This window comes from Streptococcus sp. HMSC062H02, from assembly GCF_001813005.1.
Taxonomy (GTDB): domain Bacteria; phylum Bacillota; class Bacilli; order Lactobacillales; family Streptococcaceae; genus Streptococcus; species Streptococcus oralis_S.
Genome location: NZ_KV811132.1, coordinates 175,970 through 194,615 on the forward strand (window position 1 = coordinate 175,970; position 18,646 = coordinate 194,615).

Here is an 18,646-nt window from a genome sequence, read left to right on the forward strand (position 1 = left end):
TAAGATAGTTTCAACAACAAATTTTGGAGGACACATCATGTCAACTACAATCATCGGTTTCCCTCGTTTGGGTGAATTCCGCGAATTAAAATTTACAACTGAAAAATACTTTAGAAAAGAAATCTCAGAAGAAGAACTCTTGGCAGCAGCAAAAGAATTGCGCGCTAAGCACTGGAACATTGTCAAAGAAAAAGGCATCACTGAAATCCCATCAAATGACTTTTCTCACTATGACAACTTCCTTGATGCAGCTTTCCTCTTCAACGTGGTACCTGCATCCGTTCAAAACTTGGACTTGTCAGACCTTGAGCGCTACTTCGCTTTGGGACGTGGTTACCAAGGGGAAAAAGGGGATGTTCGTGCCCTTCCGATGAAGAAATGGTTTAACACCAACTACCACTACATCGTGCCTAAATTTGAAAAAGACACTCAAGTTAAATTGGCTGGTCACAAGATCTTTGATGAGTTCCAAGAAGCGAAAGAACTTGGATTGAACACTCGTCCTGTCCTTGTAGGTCCATTCACTTTCCTTCAATTATCAGACTTTGAAGAAGGCGTGAAAGCAGAAGACTTCGTAGATAGCTTAGTAGCTGCTTACCAAGAAGTTTTTGCTAAATTGGCTGAACTTGGTGCAACTCGTATCCAACTCGACGAAGCTGCTCTTGTCAAAGACTTGACAGAAGAGGAAAAAGCACTCTTCTTGAACATCTACAACAAACTCTTGGCTGATAAAAAAGGTCTTGAAGTCTTGCTTCAAACATACTTCGGTGACGTTCGTGACGTCTACGCTGACCTTGTGAACTTGCCAGTTGATGCACTCGGTCTTGACTTCGTTGAAGGTAAGAAAACTCTTGAACTCGTTAAAGGTGGTTTCCCGGCTGATAAGACTCTTTATGCAGGTATTGTCAATGGTAAAAACATCTGGCGCAACAACTACGAAAAGAGCTTGGCTGTTCTTGAGCAAATCCCAGCTGAAAACATCGTATTGACAAGCTCATGCTCACTTCTTCATGTGCCATTTACAACTGCTAACGAAGAATTTGAGCCAGCTATCTTGAACCACTTTGCCTTTGCAGTTGAAAAATTGGATGAGATTCGTGATTTGGATGCTATCCGCAACGGCCAAGGAGCAGAAGCTCTTGCAGCCAACAAAGAACTCTTTGCAACTGAACGTGTTGGTGAAAATGCGGAACTACGTGCTCGTATCGCTGGATTGACAGACGCTGACTACACTCGTTTGCCAGCATTTGCTGAACGTGAAGCTATCCAAGAAGAAGCTTTCAAACTTCCAGCTCTTCCAACAACAACTATTGGTTCATTCCCTCAAACTAAGGAAGTTCGTGCTAAACGTTTGGCCTTCCGTAAGGGTGAATTGTCACAAGAAGAATACGATGCCTTCCTTGCTGAAACTATCGACGAATGGATCAAATGGCAAGAAGAAGTTGGATTTGACGTGCTTGTACACGGTGAGTTTGAGCGTAACGACATGGTTGAGTACTTCGGTCAAAACTTATCAGGTTACCTCTTCTCTAAGAATGGTTGGGTACAATCTTACGGTATGCGTGGGGTGAAACCACCAATCATCTGGGGTGATGTCACTCGTCTCAACCCAATCACTGTGAAATGGTCTAGCTACGCACAAAGTCGTACTGACAAACCTGTTAAGGGTATGTTGACTGGACCGGTTACCATCCTTAACTGGTCATTCCCACGTGAAGACATCTCTATCAAGGATTCTACTCTTCAAATCGCTCTTGCCATCAAGGATGAAGTGCTTGACCTTGAAGCTGCAGGTGTGAAAATCATCCAAATCGACGAGGCTGCTCTCCGTGAGAAATTGCCACTCCGTCGTAGCGACTGGTACGAAGACTACCTTGACTGGGCTATTCCAGCCTTCCGCTTGGTACACTCTACAGTAGCGCCAGACACACAAATCCACACTCACATGTGTTACTCAGAATTTACAGATATTATCCCAGCTATCGACAATATGGATGCGGACGTTATTTCCTTTGAAGCAAGCCGTTCAAACCTTGAAATCTTGGACGAACTCAAAGCGAAAAACTTCCAAACAGAAGTGGGACCTGGGGTTTACGATATCCACTCTCCTCGTGTGCCAAATGAAGGCGAAATCGACCACACAATCGATGCTATTCTTGCCAAAGTACCAAGCAAGAAAGTTTGGATCAACCCTGACTGTGGTTTGAAAACACGTGGTATTCCAGAAACAAAAGAAAGCTTGATCCGCCTTGTCGAAGCAGCAAAAGCTGCGCGTGAGAAATTATAAGATAAGATTTCTCTCTTGACCCTGACTGATCAAGGAACTGCTTGGCCCAAGCCGGCTTAGCAATCATGAAATCAAAAAGAAAAGGATAATGACTATGTCACGCCAAACGCCGTCACTTTCATTTGAAGTGTTCCCTCCAAACCCAGCTGTGGGTAATGATAATATTATTTCAGCCTTGCAGGATATGCGGGAGCTGACACCGCACTTTATCAGTGTGACCGCCAGCAATAATAAATTTAATATCAAGGAAACAACGGTTCGTTTGGCTGACTTTATCCAGAATGATTTGGCGATTCCAACTATTGCCCACTTGCCAGCCATCTATCTGACTAAGGACAAGGTTGCTGAAACCATTGCAGACTTGGATAAGGTTGGGGTACAGAAAATCTTGGCCTTGCGTGGGGATATTATCCCTGATGTGGAGCCACAAAAGGATTTCCGCTACGCAACGGATTTGATCGAGTTCATCAAGGAACAAGCCCCTCACTTTGATATTATTGGAGCTTGTTATCCTGAAGGGCATCCTGACTCGCCAAACCAGATCTCAGATATTCAAAATCTCAAGAAGAAAGTGGATGCAGGCTGTTCAAGCCTTGTAACGCAACTTTTCTTTGACAATGAGCGCTTCTATGATTTCCAAGACAAGTGTACCTTGGCAGGGATTGATGTTCCCATTCATGCGGGGATCATGCCCATTCTTAACCGTAACCAAGCGCTTCGTCTATTGAAAACGTGTGAGAATATCCACCTTCCACGTAAATTTAAGGCCATCTTAGACAAGTATGAGCATGACCCTGAGTCGCTCAGAGCAGCAGGACTTGCCTATGCCGTGGATCAGATCGTGGACTTGGTAACCCAGGATGTCGCAGGTGTGCATCTCTACACCATGAACAATGCTGAAACAGCAAAATACATCCACCAAGCAACCCATGCCTTGTTTAACCATCAGTCTTTAGGATAACAAAAAGCAAACCATTCTTCTCAGGTGAGGGGAATGGTTCCTTTTTAATAGAAAAGCCCGTACTTTTTAAGAAAAATATGATAAAATAGACTCTGTACGTACTTGATACAAAGATGAGGGTATAAACAGATTCTTAGCTATTCAAATCTGCTATAAAAGGTACAAATGCTAAAGAATAATATTTTTAAACTTTTCAAGGTATTTAGGTAGTTGAACACGGGCTAAATCCCTAGTGAAAAAGATAGATTTCCTGGTGTGCATCGCACACTGCGTCAATCTATGCTATCATGAGTAATTGAACTCGGCCGAAAAGCTGTGTAAAAAAGATAAACTGTCTTGTCTTCATCGAAGACTTCGCCAGTTTCCTATTTTTACTTTGCTTTTTGTGACCTTAGTATCTTGATCTTTGTAGGCAAGGCGTATAATTTCATCAATCCAAAGGGGATTAAAATGACAAAACAAGTGTTTCAAACGACTTTTGCGGGTCGTGAGTTGGTTGTAGAGACTGGCCAGGTTGCTAAGCAAGCAAATGGCTCTGTTGTCGTGCGTTACGGTGAGTCAACTGTCTTGACTGCTGCCGTTATGTCTAAGAAAATGGCAACTGGGGATTTCTTCCCACTTCAAGTTAACTACGAAGAAAAAATGTATGCGGCTGGGAAGTTTCCTGGTGGCTTTATGAAACGTGAAGGACGTCCTTCAACAGATGCGACTTTGACAGCGCGTTTGATTGACCGTCCAATCCGTCCTATGTTTGCGGAAGGTTTCCGTAACGAAGTGCAAGTAATCAACACAGTGCTCTCTTATGATGAAAATGCCTCTGCTCCAATGGCGGCTATGTTTGGTTCATCCTTGGCGCTTTCTATCTCAGATATTCCATTTGACGGACCAATCGCTGGGGTACAAGTGGGTTATGTCGATGGCCAAATCATCATCAACCCTACTCAAGAACAAGCAGAGCAATCACTTCTTGAATTGACAGTAGCTGGTACCAAGCACGCTATCAACATGGTTGAGTCTGGTGCCAAAGAATTGTCAGAAGAAATCATGTTGGAAGCTCTTCTCAAAGGACACGAAGCTGTTAAAGAATTGATTGCCTTCCAAGAAGAAATCGTTGCTGCGGTCGGTAAGGAAAAAGCAGAAGTGGAATTGCTTCATGTAGATGCGGACTTGCAGGCTGAAATCATCGCAGCCTACAACAGCGACCTCCAAAAAGCGGTCCAAGTAGAAGAAAAATTGGCTCGTGAAGCTGCAACTCAAGCAGTTAAAGACCAAGTGACTGCTGTTTACGAAGAAAAATATGCAGACCACGAAGAATTTGACCGTATTATGCGTGATGTGGCTGAAATCTTGGAACAAATGGAACACGCTGAAGTGCGTCGTTTGATCACAGAAGACAAGGTGCGTCCTGACGGTCGTAAAGTCGATGAAATCCGTCCTTTAGATGCGCAGGTTGACTATCTTCCTCGTGTACATGGTTCTGGTCTCTTTACTCGAGGACAAACTCAAGCCCTTTCAGTTTTGACCTTGGCTCCGATGGGAGAAACTCAAATCATCGATGGTTTGGATCCAGAGTACAAGAAACGCTTTATGCACCACTATAACTTCCCTCAATACTCTGTAGGGGAAACAGGCCGTTACGGTGCCCCTGGTCGTCGTGAAATTGGTCACGGTGCTCTCGGTGAGCGTGCTCTTGCTCAAGTCTTGCCTAGTTTGGAAGAATTTCCATACGCGATCCGCTTGGTAGCAGAGGTCTTGGAATCAAACGGTTCATCTTCTCAAGCCTCTATCTGTGCGGGAACTCTTGCCCTTATGGCTGGTGGTGTGCCAATCAAGGCGCCAGTAGCTGGTATTGCTATGGGACTTATCTCAGATGGAAATAACTATACAGTATTGACAGATATCCAAGGTTTGGAAGACCACTTTGGAGACATGGACTTTAAGGTTGCAGGTACTCGTGACGGGATTACAGCTCTTCAAATGGATATCAAGATTCAAGGAATTACTGCTGAAATCTTGACAGAAGCCCTTGCCCAAGCCAAGAAAGCGCGTTTTGAAATCCTTGATGTGATTCAAGCAACTATTCCAGAAGTTCGTCCAGAATTGGCTCCAACTGCTCCAAAAATTGACACCATCAAGATTGATGTGGACAAGATCAAGATTGTCATCGGTAAGGGTGGAGAAACCATCGACAAGATTATCGCTGAAACAGGCGTTAAGATTGATATCGACGAAGAAGGTAATGTTTCTATCTACTCTAGCGACCAAGATGCCATTAACCGAACCAAAGAAATCATCGCTGGCTTGGTCCGTGAAGCTAAAGTGGATGAAGTTTACCATGCGAAGGTTGTTCGTATCGAGAAATTTGGTGCCTTTGTCAACCTCTTTGATAAGACAGATGCACTTGTGCACATTTCTGAAATGGCTTGGACTCGTACCAACCGTGTCGAGGATTTGGTAGCTATCGGTGATGAAGTTGATGTTAAGGTTATCAAGATTGATGAAAAAGGCCGTATCGATGCCTCTATGAAGGCTCTTCTTCCTCGTCCACCAAAACCTGAGCATGATGAAAAAGGCGAAAAGTCTGAGAGACCTCACCGTCCACGTCATCACAAGGACCACAAATCGAAGAAAGAATTTACAGAAACACCAAAAGATTCAGAATAAGAAAAGGAGAAATGTATGGGATGGTGGCGCGAAACCATTGATATTGTAAAAGAAAATGATCCAGCGGCACGCAACAGTTTGGAAGTTTTGCTGACTTATCCAGGTGTCAAGGCCTTAGCTGCCCACCGTCTCTCGCATTTTCTCTGGAAGCACGGCTTCAAACTCCTGGCTCGTATGCACAGTCAGTTTTGGCGCTTTTGGACTCAGATAGAGATTCATCCGGGTGCTCAGATAGAATCAGGTGTTTTTATCGACCATGGTTCAGGTCTGGTGATTGGAGAGACGGCGATTGTTGAAAAAGGCGTTCTTCTCTATCACGGAGTGACTCTTGGTGGAACAGGGAAGGATGTTGGCAAACGCCATCCGACTGTTCGAAAAGGGGCGCTGATTTCGGCCCACGCTCAGGTGATTGGCCCTATTGAAATTGGAGAGAAAGCCAAAGTTGGGGCGGGTGCAGTGGTTGTGGCAGATGTTCCGAGCGATGTGACAGTTGTCGGAATCCCAGCTAAGATCGTCCGAGTTCATGGACAGAAAGATGAGCCGACGATCCACGAAGTTGAAGAAAAACGAGAATACTATCTAGACAAGCTAGAGCATGCCCGTGAAGCCAGTCACCATTCATCAAGTCTGTAGGATAGGGTAGCAAAGTTATCGAGGTGAAGTATGACAGGAGGTAAGAACTATGTCAGATTTATCAGATGCAATTTTGAACCAGGCAGTTCTTGAGTTGCAAGAACGCTTGGATGGTCTTGCTAAGGAGCGCTTTATTAAACTGCCACCTAGCCACCAGCGTGAATGGGCTCATTATATCAGTGAAGCCAAAAAAGATGAGACCAAACTGCGCCGTCTAAATAAAATGAAGGCGGATTTGCTGGAGCCTTAAAGAAAGAGAAGTTATGCTATTAGAAGAATTCGAAAATGTACCTGCTGTTATCGAACCAACTGATCGAAGTATTCGTGGTGGTGGAGAAATCTGTGACACAATCATTTTATCTTTTAATGGAGAAATCGTTGAACGAGTAAAGCAGTTTGAAGATGTTTACGAAGGTGGCTATCTAACCAATCTAAATGGTAGATTTCCATGGTATATCTATGAAAAGGATGGGAGTAAGGTAGCAGTTGCTATAGCTCCAATTGGAGCTCCGATGGTTGTTGGGCTCTTAGAAGAACTCAAAGCAAGAGGATTTAGGAACTTTATTGTGTTGGGTTCTTGCGGAGTTCTAGATCAGTCTATTCAGGCAGATAAGATTATCCTACCAAGTTCAGCTCTACGTGATGAAGGTACAAGTTACCATTACGCTCCTCCAAGTGATGAGATAGCTTATGACGAAACTTTGCTCTTAACCATGGAAGAAGCTTTGAACAAATCTTGCATTGAGCACATTCGAACAAAGGCTTGGACGACTGATGCCTTTTATCGGGAAACGCCTGATAAGGTCAAGCGTCGCTTGGCTGCTGGTGCACAAGTGGTGGACATGGAAGCTTCAGCTATCATGGCTTGGAGTCAATTTCGCAAGAGTAAAGTCTATCAGTTCTTCTACACAGCTGACTATGTGGATCATCATAACCGAACCTGGGATGCCCGCCATGAAGAGCGGACAGCTGAAGCCATGACTTTTTTCGCTATCGCTTTGATAATAGCCAAGGAACTAGAAAGGTAACTACAAGAATGGCAGTATATTTTTACGGCTGTATCACCATGGATGGCTACTTGGCAGACAGCCAGCATAGGATAGACTGGCTGCATCAGCTTGGTTCTGTAGAGGATACAGGCTATGATGACTTTTACAGGCAAATGGATATCACCATCATGGGCAAGCGGACCTTTGAGGAAATCCAAGATTTGCAAGATGTAGAAAGTTTTTATCAAGCTACGGAAAATTATGTCTTTACGCATGATAGGCACCTGCCTGTCAGCAATTACCAGCCAGTAGCTGGGGATGTGGTGGACTTTGTTCAGCAGATTGACAAAGGCAAAAATGTCTTTGTGATTGGTGGTAATTCCTTGGTAGGACCGCTCTTAGATGCGGATCTTTTCGACCACCTCATTATTCAGATAGCACCCCTTATCCTAGGAAAGGGGGTTCCCCTCTTTACCCAAGAGGAAGGGCAGCGCTTTTACCAACTGGATAGCCTCAGACAATTTGGCCCTTTTGCAGAGCTGGTTTTCAGCCGAAAAAGTCAGAAATAGAGAAGGGAGTGGACCGCATGATTAAAATTTACGACACCATGTCTCGTGATTTGCGAGAATTTGTCCCAATCGAAGAAGGAAAGGTTCGCATGTATGTCTGTGGGCCAACGGTATACAACTATATCCACGTAGGGAATGCCCGATCGACGGTGGCTTTTGATACCATTCGCCGTTATTTTGAGTATCGGGGATTTGAAGTCAACTATATTTCCAATTTTACGGATGTGGATGATAAGATTATCAACCGTGCCAAAGAAGAAGGTATCACGCCTCAGGAGGTTGCGGACAAGTACATCGCTGCCTTTCGTGAGGATGTGACGGCCTTAGGCGTGAAACCTGCGACTCGCCATCCGCGTGTAGTAGAGTTTATGGCGGACATCATTCGTTTTGTGGAAGACTTGATTGAAAAAGGTTATGCTTACGAGAGTCAAGGAGATGTTTACTTCCGAGTGGAAAAATCCCACAATTACGCCAAATTGGCTAACAAAACCTTGGAAGATTTGGAGCTGGGTGCTTCAGGTCGTACCGATGAAGAAACGGCTCGCAAGGAAAATCCTGTAGATTTTGCCCTTTGGAAAGCTGCAAAACCAGGAGATATTTCTTGGGATAGTCCTTGGGGACCTGGTCGTCCGGGTTGGCATATCGAGTGTTCGGTTATGTCAACAGAGATTTTGGGCGATACCATTGATATTCACGGTGGGGGAGCCGATCTGGAATTTCCGCATCATACCAATGAAATTGCCCAGTCAGAAGCCAAAACAGGCAAGACCTTTGCTAACTACTGGATGCATAATGGCTTTGTCAATATCGACAATGTCAAGATGTCTAAGTCCTTGGGCAACTTTATTACCGTGCATGATGCTCTTAAGACCATTGATGGGCAAGTACTTCGTTTCTTCTTTGCAACTCAACACTACCGTAAACCAATCAACTTTACCGAAAAAGCAGTGCGGGATGCAGAGACTAATCTCAAGTATCTGAAGAACACTTATGAGCAACCATTTACTAGAACTGTAGATGCAGGGGAGTTGCAGGCTTTTAAAGATAAGTTTGTGGCGGCTATGGATGAGGACTTTAACTCTGCCAACGGTATCACAGTAGTCTTTGAAATGGCCAAGTGGATTAACTCAGGAAACTATGATGCAACGGTTAAGGAAGCTCTTGCGGCTATGTTAGAGGTCTTTGGAATTGTCTTTGTCGAGGAAGTTTTAGAAGTAGAGATTGAAGCCTTAATTCAAAAACGTCAAGAAGCGCGTGCCAATCGTGACTTTGCGACAGCAGACCAAATCCGTGACCAACTAGCTGCTCAAGGGATTAAACTACTGGATACAAAAGATGGAGTGAGGTGGACACGTGATTGATGTCAATCTCATTAATGGGATTGCGCTAGCTTTTGAGGGGGATGCGGTGTATTCTATGTATATCCGCCGTCACCTCATCCTCAAAGGTATGACCAAGCCCAATAAACTCCATCAAGAGGCAACTAAGTATGTGTCAGCCAAGGCTCAAGCTCGTTTGATTTCCCTCATGTTGGAGGAGCAAGTCCTGACGGAAAAAGAAGAAGAAATCTATAAACGGGGACGTAACACCAATAGCCACACAAAGGCTAAAAATGCAGATGTCGTGACTTATCGTATGTCCACGGGATTTGAAGCGGTCATGGGCTATCTCCATCTGACTGAAAATCTGGAGCGTCTAGAGACCATAATTTCTTGGTGCATCCAAAAAGTGGAGGGCTAGAATATGATTGCAAAGGAATTACAAGACTGGTTTCCTGAAGCTCAGATTTCAGATCAGCCAGTAGAGAAACCAGGCTATCTCACTCTCCCTTTAGCTTCTCAGCAGTGGATTTTACTGGAGGAAGATGGGCTCAGCGAGCGTGAAAAGCAGCTGGTTGCCCTTTTGACCCAGCAAGAGCAGGCTCGTTCGCTCAATCCTTGGTATCCCTATCTGATCGAGGGGAAGGGGCAGGCACCGCAAACTTTCAAAAAGATTCAGCTGGTTTATTGCCATCTTTCCTATTTCCAACAGGAAAATCTATCCTCTTGGCTAGATATGATGCAAACTCTCTTTCCCAACTGCCAGACAGTATTGCAGGTCGGTGCTCAGGATTATGTATTTGTTCTTCAACAAGATAAGTACACCTCTGTTCGCTCGATTTTATCTGATACGATTGAAGCGGTTGAGTATGATTTTGGCCTTCGTCTGTCGATCATGTTGGGGCAGGTTTGGTCTCAGACAGGCCATCAAGCCCTATCAGACTTGATCAAAGCGGAGCGAGATTTGTTTAAGGCTTGGTGGCGTCAGGGGCATCAAGGTGTACACACCTTTTCACAGCTCTATCTGTGGACTATGGGAGAAAGGCTTGTGGACCTGAGAGTCATTAAAGACTGCCTACACCAGATGATTTTGGATCAGGATCAGATTCAGGAGATTATTCTTTCTCTCTGGGAAAACAGTGCTGTCCTAACTAAAACAGCCCAGCAACTCTATCTGCACCGCAATTCTCTCCAATACAAGATTGACAAATGGGAAGAATTGACAGGGCTACAGTTGAAGGAGTTGACGGATCTCACTCTTTGTTATCAGTTGATTTTACCAGATATTCTTTAAAGTTTTGTGCAAGTTGCACAGAACTTTTTTATTTTTTTGGTCACCTTGCCATAGAAAAATAAAGCGTTTTCATCTATAATAAAACTATCAAAATACAAAAGGAGTTCACCTCGATGGTAGAATTAAATCTTAAAAACATTTACAAAAAATATCCAAACAGCGAACACTACTCAGTTGAAGACTTCAACTTGGACATCAAAGACAAGGAATTTATCGTTTTCGTAGGTCCTTCAGGATGTGGTAAATCAACAACTCTTCGTATGATTGCTGGTCTTGAAGACATTACAGAAGGTACTGCATCTATCGATGGCGTGGTTGTCAACGACGTAGCTCCAAAAGACCGTGACATCGCCATGGTATTCCAAAACTACGCTCTTTACCCACACATGACTGTGTATGACAACATGGCTTTTGGTTTGAAATTGCGTAAGTACAGCAAAGAAGACATCGACAAACGTGTGCAAGAAGCAGCAGCAATCCTTGGTTTGAAAGAATTCTTGGATCGTAAACCAGCTGACCTTTCAGGTGGTCAACGTCAACGTGTTGCCATGGGTCGTGCTATCGTCCGTGATGCAAAAGTGTTCTTGATGGACGAACCTTTGTCAAACTTGGATGCCAAACTTCGTGTATCAATGCGTGCTGAAATTGCGAAAATCCACCGTCGTATCGGAGCTACAACTATCTACGTAACCCACGACCAAACAGAAGCGATGACACTTGCAGACCGTATCGTTATCATGTCAGCAACTAAGAACCCTGCTGGTACAGGTACTATCGGACGTGTTGAACAAATCGGTACACCTCAAGAAGTTTACAAAAACCCAGTTAACAAATTTGTAGCAGGATTTATCGGAAGCCCAGCTATGAACTTCATCAATGTGAAATTGGTTGGTAGCGAAATTGTTTCTGACGGTTTCCGCTTGAAAGTGCCAGAAGGTGCTTTGAAAGTTCTTCGTGACAAAGGCTACGAAGGAAAAGACTTGATCTTCGGTATTCGTCCAGAAGATGTGAATGCAGAACCTGCTTTCCTTGAAACATTCCCAGAATCAGTGGTTAAAGCAACCATCTCTGTATCAGAATTGCTTGGTTCAGAATCTCACCTTTACTGCCAAGTTGGTAAAGATGAGTTTGTTGCCAAAGTGGATGCTCGTGACTACTTGCAAACGGGTGCAACAGTTGAACTTGGATTTGACTTGAACAAAGCACACTTCTTTGATGTAGAAACTGAAAAAACAGTCTACTAAGATAAATAGAATAGCAAAGCACTGCAGAGTTTCTCTTGCAGTGTTTTTTCTTTTAAATGCACAGGCTCGGCATGAAAACAGGCTTTTCTAGTTTTCATATCCTTAAAAAAGTGATAAAATGGTAGGAAGAATTGGAGAGTATAGATGCCGAAAGAAGTGAATTTGACGGGCGATCAGGTAGTCGCTTTAACGAGAGAATATTTAACAAAGGAAGACGTTGCTTTTGTACAAAAAGCATTGATTTACGCAGTTGATTGTCATAGTGGGCAGTTTCGGAAATCAGGTGAGCCCTATATTATCCATCCCATTCAGGTAGCAGGGATTCTGGCTAAGCTCAAGCTGGATGCCGTAACCGTTGCCTGTGGTTTTTTGCATGACGTGGTTGAAGACACAGATGCGACACTGGATGATTTGGAAAGAGAGTTCGGTCATGATGTTCGGATTATCGTTGATGGGGTGACCAAACTTGGTAAGGTTGAGTACAAATCACTTGAGGAACAATTGGCGGAAAATCACCGCAAGATGCTTATGGCCATGTCTGAGGATATCCGTGTTATCTTGGTTAAATTATCGGACCGTTTGCACAATATGCGGACTCTCAAACACCTTCGAAAGGACAAGCAAGAACGTATCTCCAGAGAAACCATGGAAATTTACGCACCACTTGCTCATCGTCTAGGGATTTCCAGTGTCAAGTGGGAGTTGGAAGATCTATCTTTCCGTTACCTCAATCCAACTGAGTTTTACAAAATCACCCACATGATGAAGGAAAAACGCAGAGAACGTGAGGCTCTGGTCGATGAAGTCGTAACCAAGTTGGAGGACTATGCTACCGAACGCAATCTCAAAGGGAAAATCTATGGTCGTCCTAAGCATATCTATTCGATTTACCGCAAGATGCAGGATAAGAAGAAACGCTTTGAGGAAATTTATGATCTGATTGCCATTCGCTGTATCTTAGATACCCAGAGTGATGTTTACGCCATGCTGGGTTATGTGCATGAACTTTGGAAACCTATGCCAGGTCGCTTCAAAGACTATATCGCCAATCGTAAGGCCAACGGTTACCAGTCTATCCATACAACCGTTTATGGACCAAAAGGGCCGATTGAATTCCAGATTCGGACCAAGGAAATGCACGAGGTGGCTGAGTACGGGGTAGCAGCTCACTGGGCTTATAAGAAAGGTATTAAAGGGCAGGTCAACAGCAAGGAATCTGCTATTGGAATGAACTGGATCAAGGAGATGATGGAGCTCCAAGACCAGGCTGATGATGCCAAGGAATTTGTGGACTCTGTTAAAGAGAACTATCTGGCGGAGGAGATTTACGTCTTTACTCCAGATGGTGCGGTTCGCTCCCTACCAAAAGATTCAGGACCGATTGACTTTGCCTATGAAATCCATACCAAAGTCGGTGAAAAAGCGACAGGTGCCAAGGTCAATGGCCGTATGGTTCCACTGACAACCAAGCTCAAGACAGGGGATCAGGTTGAAATTATCACCAATCCCAACTCCTTTGGTCCGAGTCGTGACTGGCTCAACATGGTCAAGACCAGCAAGGCGCGCAACAAGATTCGTCAGTTCTTTAAAAATCAAGACAAGGAATTATCCGTTAACAAGGGCCGTGAGATGTTGATGGCCCAGTTCCAAGAAAACGGCTATGTAGCCAATAAATTCATGGACAAGCGCCATATGGATGAGGTTCTTCAAAAGACCAGCTACAAGACAGAGGAGGCTCTCTACGCAGCCATTGGTTTTGGAGAAATTGGCGCTATTACCGTCTTTAACCGCTTGACCGAAAAGGAACGTCGTGAGGAAGAACGCGCTAAGGCCAAGGCGGAGGCAGAAGAGCTTGTCAAAGGTGGCGAAGTTAAGGTCGAGAACAAAGAAACCATCAAGGTCAAGCATGAGGGTGGTGTGGTCATTGAAGGTGCTTCAGGCCTCCTCGTTCGTATTGCCAAGTGTTGCAATCCAGTGCCGGGTGACGACATTGTCGGCTACATTACTAAGGGACGCGGTGTAGCTATTCACCGTGTGGACTGTATGAATCTCCGTGCCCAAGAAAACTATGAGCAACGTCTCCTTGATGTGGAGTGGGAAGATCAATTCTCAAGCAAGGAATACACCGCCCACATCGATATCTATGGTCTCAACCGTACAGGGCTCTTAAATGATGTTCTGCAAGTTCTCTCCAACACAACTAAGAATATCTCAACCGTTAATGCTCAACCAACCAAGGATATGAAATTTGCCAATATCCATGTCTCCTTTGGTATTTCCAACCTCTCTACACTGACCACGGTCGTTGATAAGATTAAAAGTGTACCAGAGGTTTACTCCGTCAAACGGACCAACGGCTAATTGTCCTAGCTCTTACTAGAAAGGCTATTATGAAAATCATTATCCAACGGGTTAAAAAAGCTCAAGTCAGTATCGAAGGTCAGGTTCATGGAAAGATCAATCAGGGACTCTTATTGCTGGTCGGTGTTGGTCCAGAGGCCCAAGAGGAAGATTTGGACTATGCTGTGAGAAAGCTCGTCAACATGCGGATTTTTTCTGATGCGGAAGGGAAAATGAACCTATCTGTCAAGGATATTGAAGGAGAAATCCTTTCTATTTCCCAGTTTACCCTCTTTGCGGATACTAAGAAAGGCAATCGCCCCGCCTTTACAGGTGCAGCCAAGCCGGATATGGCAGCTGCCTTCTATGAGGCTTTCAACCAAAAGCTAGCTCAGGAAGTGCCTGTTCAGACAGGCATCTTTGGAGCGGATATGCAGGTGGAGCTGGTAAATGATGGGCCAGTTACCATCATTCTTGATACTAAAAATAGATAAGAAAACCAAGCCCAGCTGGCTTGGTTTTTGTTTATAGACACTCCCAGAAGGTGATGTGTTTGTTGTAAAAGTCGGGATAGTTTTCTCTTAGGTAGTTAGTCGTCGTATAATAAAAAGTAGAATGGAAAGCAGTGACAATTGGCATAAGAGATGAAAAACGATGAGAACTAACGAAGGCTAAAAGGACAAAAAATAGAAAATCAATGGAGAGAACCCCTAAATAGTAGAAGCGAATCTTTTTATTGATTTGAGGATAAATCTCAGAGAAATGTTTTTTGAGTCGGAAGACCAAGCGAGACAGCAGTAGTCCTTGAGCAAGGATGAAAATGAAGCAAAAAACCAGGCCTTTCTCCAAAAAAAGTTCGTATCGGGATCTGAAAGTTAGCAATAGTAGCAAATCGCTGACTGCAATGGCTGCGAAGTGTAGTCTAAAGAGCTTTTTCATAGGAAAACCTCCCTCTTTTATCTAGCTTCATTCTACACCAAACGAATGAGAGTTACAACTAATACTCAATGAAAATCAAAAAGCGAACTAGGAAGCTAGCCACAGGTTGCTCAAAGCACTGCTTTGAGGTTGTAGATAAGACTGACGAAGTCAGTTACATATATCTACGGCGAGGCGAAGCTGACGTGGTTTGAAGAGATTTTCGAAGAGTATAAAATGATAATAAATAGTAGAAGGAAGATTCTATTAAGTCGTCTTGCTTTCTTTATTTGAGTTTCCTTCTGTTATCTATCTTCTTTGTCATTCCAGACAAATAAAGCTCCGATTGCATTGAGGATATAAAAGATGTATTTACCGATATTAGCGAAGTTGCCTTGAATGCCAGCCTTTGTCAGCTGCACAAAATTGTAAATCAACCAAAATCCCCACTGAGTTGTCAGTTTTAATGCGTTTAAAGCATTGGCAATGAGGGACAGTGCAAAGGCAATAGTTGTCACGTAGGCAAGGAGATTCATCTTTCCTCCATAGCCGATATAGTTGGTCACAAAGGCAAAGAGGAAGGCGATGATTGAAATGATGATGGCTGCCAATTTTACCTGTTTTTGGCTCATTTGGTTGGGTCTACCTTCTTTCGAAGCTTCCCATTTCTTAATAGCAAAGGTATAGATGAGAAAGGTAACAGGATAGGTGATAATGGCCGCCTTATTTCCAAGGATATAATCAATGGTACCAGACAAAATCGTATTGACAATGCCAAAGTAATTTCCCCATTTGCTTAATTTTCCCGTGAAACGAGTGGACAACATGGAAATCCCAACGTTGGTTACGGAAATCAATCCAAAGGGAACAAGTACAGTCCATGGTCCCCAGTCTACAAATTTGTCGAGACGTGAGTTGAGGTAACCAGATGCAATCGCAATCCCAACGACCAAAGCAACCCCGAAAAGGTCAAACCATTTGGATGTCGCAAAAATTTTTAGTGATTTTTTCATATGTTAAACTATCTTTCTTTTTTTTAACAAATATTCTACAACTAAATGAAAGTAAAATCAAATGATAGAAATAAAACCCTGAAAATAAAATTTTCAGGGGTGGTTGGGGTACTTGAGAAATTAGTCGATTTTTTCGACATAGAGTTGTTTGGCAATGTCCATACTTACTTGTAAATCCTCGTCTTTACTGAGGATAGTGAAGGTATTACTGAAGCCATCAAACTGCTTGACTTGGAGTTGGTCACCGATATGAATTGCGTGCTTTTCTAGATATTTGAGTAGTTCAAAACTATCATGAACACGAGTCAGGAGATAGGTTCCAGCTTCCTGTACGGCCGTTAGTGGCAGGTTATTGATTTCAATCAAGAGCTCTCCCTCGGCTGGGATGGTTCCTCCGTGGGGACAGGTTTTAGGGAAACCCAGCAGTTTATCCAGTCTCTCTACGAAGAGGTCGGATACAGTGTGCTCTAGAACTTCAGCTTCCTCGTGGATTTGATCGCTGGTATAGTCAAGATGGTGGACTAGAAAGACTTCAATCAACCGGTGTTTGCGATAGAGCTCAGAAACCAGTTCGAGGCCGATATCTGTTAATAGATAGCCATTCTCCTTGTCCTTGAGGATGAGACTTTCACTTTTCATGCGTTTGATCATCTCTGTTACAGCAGGCGGAGAGACCTGCATACGGGCAGCAATTTCTTTGTTGGTGATTTTTTGCATGTCCGTACCGATTTCATAAATACATTTTAAATAATCTTCTTTATTTGGAGTCATTCGTTTCCTCTTGTTCATTCTCTCCATCTAGTATACCAAAAAAAGCTAGATTTCTCTAGCTTTCTGTCATAATGCTTGTGATTTTAGTCTAGTTCTTTAACTGCAGCAATAGCAGCTTCAAAGTCTGGCTCCGTGTTGATATTGTCAACGTATTCTACATAACGGATGACATTGTCAGTATCGAGAACAAAGACGGCACGTGCAAGGAAATGCCATTCGTTGATCAAGAGCGCATAATCGCGTCCGAAAGAATGGTCGAAGTAGTCTGAAAGCATGATAGCATTGTCAAGACCTTCAGCCCCACACCAGCGTCCTTGAGCAAATGGTAGGTCCATAGAAACGGTAAGAACGACGGTGTTGTCAAGGTTGGCAAGTTCCTGGTTGAAGCGACGTGTTTGCGTTGAGCAGATCCCAGTATCGATAGAAGGGACAACACTCAAGACTTTTTTCTTTCCATCAAAGTCAGCTAGCGTTTTTTTAGAGAGATCGGTTGTCGTAAGAGAAAAGTCAAGTGCCTTGTCTCCGACTTGCAGTTGTTTACCTGTAAAGGTTACAGGATTTCCGAGAAAAGTGGTCATGAAACTACTCCATTCTTTTTTCTTTTATTTTACCGAGAATTGTCAGATTTTTCCAATGATTTGACCGGAAATTGAAAAACGCCAATTCGGTGAGAATGACGTTTTAAATGGATTATTTTGACAAACCTTCAGCAATCTTGTCAAGGTTGTATTTCATCATGTTGTAGTAGCTGTCACCTTCTTTACCTTCTTCAGCAATTGAGTCAGTGAAGATTTGTGCGTAAATTGGAATATTTGTGTCTTGTGAAACAGTCTTCATTGGACGGTCATCGACACTTGATTCAACAAAGAGTGATGGAACTTTTGTTTGGCGAAGCTTTTCAACCAAGGTCTTGATTTGTTCAGGTGTTCCTTCTTCTTCTGTGTTGATTTCCCAGATGTAGGCACTTGGGACTCCGTAAGCTTTAGAGAAGTATTTGAAGCATCCTTCGCTGGTTACAATGAGTTTTTTCTCAGCAGGGATATTGTTAAATTTCTCTTTAGCTTCCTTGTCCAGTTTGTCTAGCTTTTCAGTATAGTCTTTGAGATTTTTTTCGTAGAATTCCTTGTTGCTAGGGTCTTTTGCAATCAACTGTTTAGCGATATTTTTAGCATAAATTATCCCATTTTCAAGGTTGAGCCAAGCGTGTGGGTCTTCTTTGCCTTTCTCGTTTTGACCTTCAAGGTAGATGATATCTACGCCGTCACTAACTGCATAGTAGTCTTTGTTTTCAGTTTTCTTGGCATTTTCGACCAATTTGGTAAACCAAGCATTGCCACCTGTTTCAAGGTTGATACCGTTATAGAAAATGAGGTCAGCCTCAGAAGTTTTCTTTACGTCTTCAGGAAGTGGTTCGTACTCGTGTGGGTCTTGACCAACAGGAACGATACTATGAAGATCAATCTTGTCACCAGCGATATTTTTAGTAATATCAGCAATGATAGAGTTAGTCGCTACAACCTTTAGTTTTTGGTTTGTAGATGCTGTATCTTTTTTCCCACTAGCACAGGCAGCTAATCCAATGATAGAAAGAAAAAGAACGAGCAATGTACCTAATTTTTTCATTAGATTCCTCCAGAAGGGTTT

18 protein-coding genes are annotated in these 18,646 nt (G+C 43.4%); 13 read left to right on the top strand and 5 right to left on the bottom strand.

Translation table 11 applies throughout. The annotated features are described in order from the left end of the window. Window positions 1-37 precede the first annotated feature (37 nt). From metE to dtd, 13 genes are all read left to right on the top strand, one after another. On the top strand, window positions 38-2,287 hold the full coding sequence (gene metE, locus HMPREF2885_RS08270) for a 5-methyltetrahydropteroyltriglutamate--homocysteine S-methyltransferase (protein ID WP_070657770.1): 2,250 nt from the start codon (window positions 38-40) through the stop codon (window positions 2,285-2,287). A 94-nt stretch (window positions 2,288-2,381) separates the two neighbouring features. After that, window positions 2,382-3,248, top strand: coding sequence for a methylenetetrahydrofolate reductase [NAD(P)H] (metF, locus tag HMPREF2885_RS08275; protein WP_042903098.1), 867 nt, complete (start codon window positions 2,382-2,384; stop codon window positions 3,246-3,248). A 450-nt stretch (window positions 3,249-3,698) separates the two neighbouring features. Then, window positions 3,699-5,912, top strand: a complete 2,214-nt coding sequence (gene pnp, locus HMPREF2885_RS08280) for a polyribonucleotide nucleotidyltransferase (RefSeq protein ID WP_070657771.1) — start codon at window positions 3,699-3,701, stop codon at window positions 5,910-5,912. 15 nt (window positions 5,913-5,927) lie between these two features. After that, complete coding sequence (gene cysE, locus HMPREF2885_RS08285; RefSeq protein ID WP_070657773.1) at window positions 5,928-6,545, top strand: serine O-acetyltransferase; 618 nt, start codon at window positions 5,928-5,930, stop codon at window positions 6,543-6,545. Window positions 6,546-6,594: 49 nt separating this feature from the next. Next, window positions 6,595-6,795, top strand: a complete 201-nt coding sequence (locus HMPREF2885_RS08290; protein WP_002882686.1) for a YdeI/OmpD-associated family protein — start codon at window positions 6,595-6,597, stop codon at window positions 6,793-6,795. A gap of 13 nt (window positions 6,796-6,808) precedes the next feature. Then, a complete protein-coding gene (locus HMPREF2885_RS08295) occupies window positions 6,809-7,573 on the top strand; it encodes a nucleoside phosphorylase (RefSeq protein WP_042902783.1) in 765 nt (254 codons plus the stop codon). A gap of 8 nt (window positions 7,574-7,581) precedes the next feature. Further along, window positions 7,582-8,103 carry a dihydrofolate reductase family protein gene (locus HMPREF2885_RS08300; RefSeq protein WP_000301980.1) on the top strand — a complete coding sequence of 174 codons (522 nt, stop codon included), beginning with the start codon at window positions 7,582-7,584 and terminating at the stop codon, window positions 8,101-8,103. Between the two features lie 17 nt (window positions 8,104-8,120). After that, entirely contained in the window at window positions 8,121-9,464 is a 1,344-nt protein-coding gene (gene cysS / locus HMPREF2885_RS08305; RefSeq protein ID WP_065371626.1) for a cysteine--tRNA ligase, read from the top strand. Further along, entirely contained in the window at window positions 9,457-9,843 is a 387-nt protein-coding gene (locus tag HMPREF2885_RS08310) for a Mini-ribonuclease 3 (protein WP_049477402.1), read from the top strand. Before cysS ends, HMPREF2885_RS08310 begins: the two co-directional genes overlap by 8 nt. A 3-nt stretch (window positions 9,844-9,846) precedes the next feature. Beyond that, window positions 9,847-10,716: a helix-turn-helix domain-containing protein gene (locus HMPREF2885_RS08315; RefSeq protein WP_049479096.1), complete on the top strand. Its 870-nt coding sequence runs from the start codon at window positions 9,847-9,849 to the stop codon at window positions 10,714-10,716. Window positions 10,717-10,829: 113 nt separating this feature from the next. Next, window positions 10,830-11,960 carry an ABC transporter ATP-binding protein gene (locus HMPREF2885_RS08320; protein ID WP_000229942.1) on the top strand — a complete coding sequence of 377 codons (1,131 nt, stop codon included), beginning with the start codon at window positions 10,830-10,832 and terminating at the stop codon, window positions 11,958-11,960. A gap of 144 nt (window positions 11,961-12,104) precedes the next feature. Further along, a complete protein-coding gene (locus tag HMPREF2885_RS08325; protein ID WP_070657775.1) occupies window positions 12,105-14,321 on the top strand; it encodes a RelA/SpoT family protein in 2,217 nt (738 codons plus the stop codon). Between the two features lie 29 nt (window positions 14,322-14,350). After that, window positions 14,351-14,794, top strand: a complete 444-nt coding sequence (dtd, locus tag HMPREF2885_RS08330; protein WP_070657777.1) for a D-aminoacyl-tRNA deacylase — start codon at window positions 14,351-14,353, stop codon at window positions 14,792-14,794. A 31-nt stretch (window positions 14,795-14,825) separates the two neighbouring features. Here dtd and HMPREF2885_RS10280 read toward each other — a convergent pair whose 3' ends face one another. The 5 genes from HMPREF2885_RS10280 to HMPREF2885_RS08360 all read right to left on the bottom strand — a co-directional run bounded on the left by HMPREF2885_RS10280 (window position 14,826) and on the right by HMPREF2885_RS08360 (window position 18,625). Continuing rightward, window positions 14,826-15,239: a hypothetical protein gene (locus HMPREF2885_RS10280; protein WP_070657779.1), complete on the bottom strand. Its 414-nt coding sequence runs from the start codon at window positions 15,237-15,239 to the stop codon at window positions 14,826-14,828. A 284-nt stretch (window positions 15,240-15,523) separates the two neighbouring features. Further along, the gene (locus HMPREF2885_RS08340) at window positions 15,524-16,231 is read right to left on the bottom strand and encodes a nicotinamide mononucleotide transporter (protein ID WP_000749121.1); all 708 of its coding nucleotides are present in this window, start codon (window positions 16,229-16,231) and stop codon (window positions 15,524-15,526) included. Window positions 16,232-16,351: 120 nt separating this feature from the next. Continuing rightward, window positions 16,352-17,002 (bottom strand): metal-dependent transcriptional regulator, encoded by a 651-nt coding sequence (locus HMPREF2885_RS08350; RefSeq protein WP_070657781.1) that lies wholly within the window; start codon window positions 17,000-17,002, stop codon window positions 16,352-16,354. An 83-nt stretch (window positions 17,003-17,085) separates the two neighbouring features. Beyond that, window positions 17,086-17,580, bottom strand: a complete 495-nt coding sequence (gene tpx / locus HMPREF2885_RS08355; protein WP_049520902.1) for a thiol peroxidase — start codon at window positions 17,578-17,580, stop codon at window positions 17,086-17,088. A gap of 112 nt (window positions 17,581-17,692) precedes the next feature. Further along, a complete protein-coding gene (locus HMPREF2885_RS08360) occupies window positions 17,693-18,625 on the bottom strand; it encodes a metal ABC transporter substrate-binding protein (protein WP_000733064.1) in 933 nt (310 codons plus the stop codon). Between the last annotated feature and the right edge of the window lie 21 nt (window positions 18,626-18,646).

Bases quoted from the DNA above. Each gene is read 5' to 3' on its own strand.
- HMPREF2885_RS08315 (WP_049479096.1), top strand. From the start codon at position 9,847: ATGATTGCAAAGGAATTACAAGACTGGTTTCCTGAAGCTCAGATTTCA.
- metE (WP_070657770.1), top strand. From the start codon at position 38: ATGTCAACTACAATCATCGGTTTCCCTCGTTTGGGTGAATTCCGCGAA.
- HMPREF2885_RS08290 (WP_002882686.1), top strand. From the start codon at position 6,595: ATGTCAGATTTATCAGATGCAATTTTGAACCAGGCAGTTCTTGAGTTG.
- HMPREF2885_RS08295 (WP_042902783.1), top strand. From the start codon at position 6,809: ATGCTATTAGAAGAATTCGAAAATGTACCTGCTGTTATCGAACCAACT.
- tpx (WP_049520902.1), bottom strand. From the start codon at position 17,580: ATGACCACTTTTCTCGGAAATCCTGTAACCTTTACAGGTAAACAACTG.
- HMPREF2885_RS08340 (WP_000749121.1), bottom strand. From the start codon at position 16,231: ATGAAAAAATCACTAAAAATTTTTGCGACATCCAAATGGTTTGACCTT.
- HMPREF2885_RS08350 (WP_070657781.1), bottom strand. From the start codon at position 17,002: ATGACTCCAAATAAAGAAGATTATTTAAAATGTATTTATGAAATCGGT.
- dtd (WP_070657777.1), top strand. From the start codon at position 14,351: ATGAAAATCATTATCCAACGGGTTAAAAAAGCTCAAGTCAGTATCGAA.
- HMPREF2885_RS08325 (WP_070657775.1), top strand. From the start codon at position 12,105: ATGCCGAAAGAAGTGAATTTGACGGGCGATCAGGTAGTCGCTTTAACG.
- pnp (WP_070657771.1), top strand. From the start codon at position 3,699: ATGACAAAACAAGTGTTTCAAACGACTTTTGCGGGTCGTGAGTTGGTT.
- cysE (WP_070657773.1), top strand. From the start codon at position 5,928: ATGGGATGGTGGCGCGAAACCATTGATATTGTAAAAGAAAATGATCCA.
- HMPREF2885_RS08320 (WP_000229942.1), top strand. From the start codon at position 10,830: ATGGTAGAATTAAATCTTAAAAACATTTACAAAAAATATCCAAACAGC.
- metF (WP_042903098.1), top strand. From the start codon at position 2,382: ATGTCACGCCAAACGCCGTCACTTTCATTTGAAGTGTTCCCTCCAAAC.
- HMPREF2885_RS10280 (WP_070657779.1), bottom strand. From the start codon at position 15,239: ATGAAAAAGCTCTTTAGACTACACTTCGCAGCCATTGCAGTCAGCGAT.
- HMPREF2885_RS08300 (WP_000301980.1), top strand. From the start codon at position 7,582: ATGGCAGTATATTTTTACGGCTGTATCACCATGGATGGCTACTTGGCA.
- cysS (WP_065371626.1), top strand. From the start codon at position 8,121: ATGATTAAAATTTACGACACCATGTCTCGTGATTTGCGAGAATTTGTC.
- HMPREF2885_RS08360 (WP_000733064.1), bottom strand. From the start codon at position 18,625: ATGAAAAAATTAGGTACATTGCTCGTTCTTTTTCTTTCTATCATTGGA.